This is a genomic window from Caballeronia sp., assembly GCF_049581465.1.
Lineage (GTDB): Bacteria > Pseudomonadota > Gammaproteobacteria > Burkholderiales > Burkholderiaceae > Caballeronia.
This window is the reverse complement of the sequence record NZ_JBAUSA010000564.1, coordinates 1-2,997: the sequence shown is the minus strand read 5'-3', so window position 1 is coordinate 2,997 and position 2,997 is coordinate 1. Positions and strand designations below refer to the sequence as shown.

Sequence of the window (2,997 nt, the reverse complement as noted above, 5' to 3'; positions counted from 1 at the left end):
GTGCAACGCTCGCCTGGTCGGGACCATGACGCTTCAGGCACAGGATCGCGATTCGTCTTGCGCGCTTTATCAGCGCGACGATACCGCAAGCGTTCGCCAGTTCGGCGTCGATCCCGCCTACCAGAGCAGGGGCATCGGGAAGTCGATGCTGGCATTCGCCGATCACTGGGCCGCCGCTCGCGGCTATGCAGAACTCGCGCTGGACACACCGCAACCCGCGGCACATCTGATCGCTTTTTATCGAGGGCAAGGCTTCCGCATCGCCGACTTCGCCAGGTTTGCGGGCAAGCAGTACGACAGCGCGATTCTAAGCAAGCCCCCGATCGCCTTCCGCCGCCTCGCTGCCTGGTCCCGCCGGCTTGAGCTCCGCCACGCGGACGTCGCTCGCGCGGCATGATAAACCGTGAAGCAGCGGAATCTGGAACCATCGTTATTTGCGTTTTATTTCGTTAGATCCTATGGAACCCTTAGCAAAATGATAACCGCACTTACCCAAGTCGTCGCCCAAAGGAAATCGGGAACAAGGCCCGCGTTAGCGTCCGAACGCCTAGTAGTGTCGGCAATCGTCGAAGGCGACGAGGACGAGGCGTCGCGGGACAGAATCAGGCGGCTGTTCTTTTCGCCGCTTGGCGTGTACGTCAGTCAGGCATCACGCGAGCATGACAGCTTCCGCGTCGAATTCGATGTTGCAGCCACCGACCTCGACTTTACGATTCGCACACTGCACCGCGTGCTACCCGAAGCCGCTATCGAAACGATTCGCGCGCGCGTGTTCACCCACAAGCATTGAGGATGGTCATGGTCTCAGGAATCTGGTTGCCAATCGTTACGCCGTTTCGCAACGGTCAAGTCGACGTCGACACGCTTCAGCGTCTTGCCGATCACTACCTCCGCGAGGAGATCAGTGGTTTTATCGCTCTAGGGACGACCGGCGAAGCCGCGTTACTCGACCACATCGAGCGAATGACTGTCTTGCAGGCGTTGCTCGAGGTCGTCGGAACGCGCTTGACCGTCGTGGTTGGCGTAGGCGGACTTAACACGCAGGACATGCTTCACGAGATTCACCGGCTTGCCCGATGGGACATTGGGGGGTACCTGGTGTCCGCGCCGGCTTACATCTGCCCGGACCAACGCGGTGTCCAATGGCATTTCGAGCAGATCGCACGTGCCACCGATCGCCCCATCGTTATATATGATGTGCCACATCGAACCGGCGTTTCGATCGAGCTGGAAACGGTCGAGCGCCTCATCGAATGCGCAAATATTGTCGCCATAAAAGCGTGTGTGCCGGAACGTTTTCGCGCGCTTTGCCAATTGCCGATCAGCGTTCTATGCGGCAATGACGAAGCATTCCTGGACTGCCTGCACGCGGGCGGAGCCGGCGGAATCCTGGCGAGTGCTCACCTTTTTGCCGATGTATTGGCGGAGGTTCAAGAACGAGTTTCGACTGCGAAGGCCGACGAAGCGGCAATGCTCTTTGAAGCGCTTCTTCCTGTCATTGGACTTCTGTTTTCAGCGCCCAATCCGGCCGCAATTAAAGCTGCGCTGGCGCTCAGGGGCCTGATCGACAAAGAGACGCGCATGCCAATCATGGAGGCGCCCGTCGAATTAGTCGAACGTTTAAGAGTCGAACTGGCCGTGTACGCCAACGCGCAAATGGCTATTGCGTAAGGTGGCTAGCGACACGCGGCTTAAGTGAAACGAGCGCTTGACGCACAGGCCGCGTGAGAAGTCTCCGGAAAATAGCACCCCAGCCGCAAGGGCGGGAGCCCTCGATTTTTATACCATTTTTACATCTTTTTTTCGACTCTTTGCCAGCCGTTTACGCGCGATCACCTACGCTTTAGCACGTCTCAAACCGCTAGGGGAGATCGAAGCAATGGACCTGCTATATATCGGCGGCATCATCGTCTTCTGGGCACTGGCCGCGGCTCTCGCAATCGGCTGCGACAAGCTGCGTCGCGCTCCGGGAGGCCGTCCATGACTACCTGGATGCTAGCGCTCGCTAGTGCTTCGACCTTGCTTCTCTTCGTGTACCTCGTGTACGCACTACTGCGTGCGGAGGACCTGGAATGAACGCCAATAATCTGTTCCAACTAGGGTTGTATGTGGTCGTGCTAGTCGCGTTGGCGATTCCGCTCGGCCGCTATATGACATCCGTGCTCGACGGTACGTCCGTAGTCGTGCGGCGCATCGGCAGGCCGGTCGAGACGCTGTTATACAAGCTCGCGGGCATCGACGCCAAGACGGAAATGGGCTGGAAGCACTACGCGCTTGCCGTGATTGCCTTCAACGCACTTGGCGCCCTGGTCGTCTACGGATTCCTGCGCCTGCAGCAATGGTTGCCGTCGAATCCGCAAGGCTTCGGTCCGATGACGCCCGATGCCGCGTTCAATACGGCGATCAGTTTCGTGACCAACACGAACTGGCAGGATTACGCGCCTGAAACGACCGTCAGCTATCTGTCGCAGATGGTCGGCTTGAGCGTGCAGAACTTCCTCTCGGCCGCGACCGGGATCGCGGTCGTCGTTGCCTTGATTCGCGGCTTCGCGCGTCATACCGCAAGCACGATCGGCAACTTCTGGGTTGACCTGACGCGCATCACGCTCTACATCCTCGCGCCACTCGCAACGGTGATCGCACTGGTGTTCGTCAGCCAGGGCGCGATCCAGAACTTCGAGACGTACAAGGATGTTTCCACCGTCCAGGTGACCACGTACCAGACGCCCAAGCTCGACGCTCAGGGTAACCCGGTCAAGGACGCCAAGGGCGTAGCGGTGATGGTCGACAACAAGGCCGACAAGCAGACCATCGGCATGGGCCCGGTGGCCTCGCAGGAAGCCATCAAGATGCTCGGCACGAACGGCGGTGGCTTCTTCAACGCCAACTCCGCACATCCGTATGAGAATCCGACGCCGTTCTCGAACTTCGTCCAGATGATCTCGATGCTGGTGCTTCCGGCCGCGCTGTGCGTCGTGTTCGGACGCATGGTAGGCG

Annotated in this window: 6 protein-coding genes; all 6 read left to right on the top strand. The window is 59.1% G+C overall.

All coding sequences use genetic code 11. The features are described from left to right. The coding region (locus WCA53_RS13930; protein WP_423911138.1) for a GNAT family N-acetyltransferase at window positions 1–397 on the top strand (397 nt) is incomplete at its 5' end. 156 nt (window positions 398–553) lie between these two features. Beyond that, a complete protein-coding gene (locus WCA53_RS13925; protein ID WP_423911135.1) occupies window positions 554–790 on the top strand; it encodes a hypothetical protein in 237 nt (78 codons plus the stop codon). An 8-nt stretch (window positions 791–798) separates the two neighbouring features. Then, window positions 799–1,671 carry a 4-hydroxy-tetrahydrodipicolinate synthase gene (dapA, locus tag WCA53_RS13920; protein WP_423911131.1) on the top strand — a complete coding sequence of 291 codons (873 nt, stop codon included), beginning with the start codon at window positions 799–801 and terminating at the stop codon, window positions 1,669–1,671. A gap of 208 nt (window positions 1,672–1,879) precedes the next feature. Next, on the top strand, window positions 1,880–1,984 hold the full coding sequence (locus tag WCA53_RS13915; protein WP_423911126.1) for a potassium ABC transporter ATPase: 105 nt from the start codon (window positions 1,880–1,882) through the stop codon (window positions 1,982–1,984). Beyond that, the gene (locus WCA53_RS13910) at window positions 1,981–2,076 is read left to right on the top strand and encodes a potassium-transporting ATPase subunit F (protein ID WP_423911121.1); all 96 of its coding nucleotides are present in this window, start codon (window positions 1,981–1,983) and stop codon (window positions 2,074–2,076) included. Before WCA53_RS13915 ends, WCA53_RS13910 begins: the two co-directional genes overlap by 4 nt. Next, window positions 2,073–2,997: potassium-transporting ATPase subunit KdpA (locus WCA53_RS13905; protein WP_423911118.1), on the top strand; the 925-nt coding region annotated here is incomplete at its 3' end. The genes WCA53_RS13910 and WCA53_RS13905, both read left to right, overlap by 4 nt.

What these genes read in the sequence shown, in the direction of transcription:
- dapA (WP_423911131.1), top strand. Translation starts at nt 799, where the DNA reads ATGGTCTCAGGAATCTGGTTGCCAATCGTTACGCCGTTTCGCAACGGT.
- WCA53_RS13915 (WP_423911126.1), top strand. Translation starts at nt 1,880, where the DNA reads ATGGACCTGCTATATATCGGCGGCATCATCGTCTTCTGGGCACTGGCC.
- WCA53_RS13910 (WP_423911121.1), top strand. Translation starts at nt 1,981, where the DNA reads ATGACTACCTGGATGCTAGCGCTCGCTAGTGCTTCGACCTTGCTTCTC.